At 67.2% G+C, this 3,106-nt stretch carries 7 protein-coding genes; 5 read left to right on the top strand and 2 right to left on the bottom strand.

Features of this window, described 5'->3' with window-relative positions:
• On the bottom strand, positions 1–305 hold a 305-nt coding region (locus tag MKL01_RS30260; RefSeq protein WP_243908884.1), incomplete at its 3' end, for a hypothetical protein.
• A 434-nt stretch (positions 306–739) separates the two neighbouring features.
• Positions 740–928: a hypothetical protein gene (locus tag MKL01_RS30265; protein WP_243908885.1), complete on the bottom strand. Its 189-nt coding sequence runs from the start codon at positions 926–928 to the stop codon at positions 740–742.
• A gap of 113 nt (positions 929–1,041) precedes the next feature.
• Here MKL01_RS30265 and MKL01_RS30270 point away from each other — a divergent pair, with 113 nt between their 5' ends.
• The 5 genes from MKL01_RS30270 to MKL01_RS30285 all read left to right on the top strand — a co-directional run bounded on the left by MKL01_RS30270 (position 1,042) and on the right by MKL01_RS30285 (position 3,010).
• Positions 1,042–1,389, top strand: a complete 348-nt coding sequence (locus tag MKL01_RS30270) for an energy transducer TonB (protein ID WP_243908886.1) — start codon at positions 1,042–1,044, stop codon at positions 1,387–1,389.
• A 233-nt stretch (positions 1,390–1,622) separates the two neighbouring features.
• The gene (locus MKL01_RS30275) at positions 1,623–1,787 is read left to right on the top strand and encodes a hypothetical protein (protein ID WP_243908887.1); all 165 of its coding nucleotides are present in this window, start codon (positions 1,623–1,625) and stop codon (positions 1,785–1,787) included.
• Between the two features lie 44 nt (positions 1,788–1,831).
• Positions 1,832–2,344, top strand: a complete 513-nt coding sequence (locus MKL01_RS30280) for a hypothetical protein (protein ID WP_243908888.1) — start codon at positions 1,832–1,834, stop codon at positions 2,342–2,344.
• Positions 2,345–2,528: 184 nt separating this feature from the next.
• On the top strand, positions 2,529–2,660 hold the full coding sequence (locus tag MKL01_RS35850; RefSeq protein WP_279604985.1) for a hypothetical protein: 132 nt from the start codon (positions 2,529–2,531) through the stop codon (positions 2,658–2,660).
• A gap of 146 nt (positions 2,661–2,806) precedes the next feature.
• Complete coding sequence (locus MKL01_RS30285; RefSeq protein WP_243908889.1) at positions 2,807–3,010, top strand: hypothetical protein; 204 nt, start codon at positions 2,807–2,809, stop codon at positions 3,008–3,010.
• Positions 3,011–3,106: the final 96 nt, after the last annotated feature.

Below are 3,106 nucleotides of genomic sequence, written 5' to 3' on the forward strand. Positions count from 1 at the left end.
AGGTTGGCGGCCGCATTGTTCGCGGTGTCGTGATCCCGATGCGCGGCGGCTAGGACGACCAGAGTCCGGCGAGTGCGACCGAGGATGTCAGTGGCCGACCCGATCCGGATCCGGCGCCCCCACCCATCTCGCCAGCGCCCAACCTCGGCGTCCCACCAGCGCCCGTCGCCGAGGTGGTAGACCATCCGACCGTGCGGGCGCCCGCAGCCCTCACAGCATCCCTTTGCCCGGCCGAACCGGATCAAGGCCGAGAGCTGCGGCCAGTCGATGGGGTAGAAGAAGCGGTGCTCGGGCCGGATCGGCATGGGAGCGCACTATGCCACCCGGCGTGAAGAAAGCGTAGCGGTACCTGCGCCAGCTTGAAGCTTCAGCCTATCGCCCAGAAGAGCGGCAATGCACCCGCCAGGAACAGGGCCGAGGAGAGGAGCACGGCAAGGCGCTCACGATGGTGGAGAACGAAGGTGTGAGGATTTGCGAACATGGCGAAGCCGGATCGAGGGGAGTCCCTCACGCTGGCCCCTGAACCTTGACCAATCAGGGGCACTCGGCGCCGTCCACAGGTGGTCGTCGGCGCGTGTCGCCACCGGGCCACACGCCGTTAGATGTCTTGACCGCACCTCGCGGAAGCTGAGCCAGATGTACCCACAGATTAAGGCCGTCATTCGCCCCCTCAGACGGCCCGATCCATCGGCGCAGTGACCTTCCGGGTTGCTGCGTCGTTGTCGTTCGAGCGGGAAAGCTACGGACGCTTGGCCCTGTCGGCTTCCTCACCCGCCACCGCCTCCACAGCCGCGATGACGTTCTCCAACTCAGCGACCTGGCGTAGCGCGCTTCCGGCCGGCAGCCCATCGTGCTCGGCCATCGCCAGGATAAGTGTGCGCTGGTGCGCCTTGAGGCGTTCGAGGAGGGCGTCGAGCTTGTCGGGCATGGGCGGGCTGTAGCCGCGCGAGCAGAGTTCGACAATCCGACGGTCTCGACACCTCGTCTGGCGAGCGCCATCGTTGCTCGATGTCGAGTCGACACATCCCAATCTGCATAGCCATGCTCGGCCTGCTGCTAGCAGCTGGTCCAAGCGTCTCCCGAGATGGCGTCTCGCCCGCGGTGCACGATTGGCTGTCGGCGTTCATCACGAAGATCGATGAGGCAGACCACGCCCGGCGCCCAAGCGCGGGCAACAAAGCGTCCGGACGCGTCGTGGTCCGCGTCGAGGTTGCCGAAGATGGGACCGTAAAGCGGGCTGAAGTCGAACGCAGTTCCGGCTCATCGGCTCTGGATCAACGTGCGATTGCCGCGGTGCGGGCCGTGAGCCCATTCACCGCGCCACCCGCCGAGCTGCTGGCCGGCGCAGATGTCACCGACCTCAGCTTCCCGCTTCAGCTTGGACGCTGACCGGCCTCGACAGCTACCCCGCCGCTCGCCGTCTTGAGCACATGCCCGCGCAGCACGGCCAGACCGACGATCCGAACGAAACGCCCGCCCCGCGCAGCCAACGTATCCGTGCTATCTCGCAAGGATGAGCGACGCCGATACTTTCCGTGAATTGTGGGCACTGCTGGATGCCGATCCAGCTGTATCCCGGACGCAGACCCTGGAAGAATGGAAGGCCGCGGCGAGTGCAGCGATTGACGCTCGCGCAGCTCGACGACCTGTCGCGCACCATCTGGCAGGCCCATGCCGCCGAAACCGTCACCGACGCCGAGGCGCAAGGCTTAGCCGAGGCGCTGCACACCCGCAGGAATGCGATTAGAGAGGCCGTGGCGCCCGTCGGCATTCCGCTCGGCGTGTGACGCTGTTCCCCTCAAGGCGCCTCCAGCGGGCTCCGGAACGATCCGTGGCCATCGAGCGCCGCCGCCGGCTGGCCTGCTCCGGGCCGATGCCGCCAGCCCTCGCCAGCAGGTTCACCACCGGGCAGCTCGCGGTCCTGCGGGTCGTTGGAGACGAGATGGCACGGAACGGCGCCTGTAGCCTGTGCATCGACGCCATCGCGGCGCGGGCCGGTGTCTGCCGCCGGCTGGCGCAGGCCGCGATCCGCCTCGCTGAGGGCGACGGCCTGCTGACGATCCAGGAGCGCCGCCACCAGGGCCGGAAGTCCGACCCGAACGTGGTGCGCATCATCAGCCGGGAGTGGCTGCAGTGGCTCCGGCGGGGCGGGCGATCAGCAGCCCCGGCGCTGTTGGGCAGCATAGGGTGCAAAACGGTTCACCCCACGGATAGGGAAGATCCACAGAGGCAAGTTGTGGACGCGGAACCGAAGAAGGGCTGCCGGAGGGCAGCGGTCGACCTCGACCGATCAGACCGAACGAGAATTCTCGCGGGCGGTAGGACGGGCCGAGCTATGCGGTGAGGGTCTGCGGGCGTATGGTTTGCCGAACGAAGACCCGCGACGCCGAAGCGCGATGATCGGGATCTTGCCTTCGCCGATCTAGCCGCGCTTAGTTACAGACATCACACTCCCGCCGCGTTCGACGCGCCACTTGGGTGCAATGGCGGGGGCGGCCCGCCGTGTTCTGCCGCCGGGAGTACCTGCGTTGCTTAACACCCTCTTGGCGCTGCTCGCTGTCCTCGCCGTCATGACCGTCCACGCCGTCTACCAGCTGGTGCGCCTGCCCTTCCGGCTCCTGCGTGGCCTGTTCCGACGCAATACTGCGCAGGCGCATTGACCTTCCGATAACTGAATATCGGCATAGTGCTTCGCGAGCTTGCAGGTCTCGCGTCGGCTCTATCGTGTGGACACGGCACAAGCCCCGCCAGCCCGTGATCAGATCGGGCGGCGGGGCCGAGCCGGCCGGCACAAAGGGGAGTACCCATGCCGGTCCAGCCAGAGCGGAAGCTGTCCGACACGGAGCTGGGTCGTCTGGCGCGCGCGTTGTTCGCCGAGGTCCGCGCGCAGCATCCCGAGGAGCCGGTGAGCAAGCCCAGCAAGGACACGACCAGCGATGTCGGTGTGGACCTACTGGACTGGCTTTCGGACGGTGGCGACGGCGATGGTGGCGGCCACAGCGGTGACTGATCCGGCCGGCGCTCAGCATTCGGCCGCGCGCAACCAAGCATAGCCGTGTGCGTTCTTGGGAAGCGGCGCCGTTGGGCGCCAGAGGCTTCCCCCATG

It is taken from the genome of Methylobacterium sp. J-070, assembly GCF_022829385.1.
Classification (GTDB): Bacteria; Pseudomonadota; Alphaproteobacteria; order Rhizobiales; family Beijerinckiaceae; genus Methylobacterium.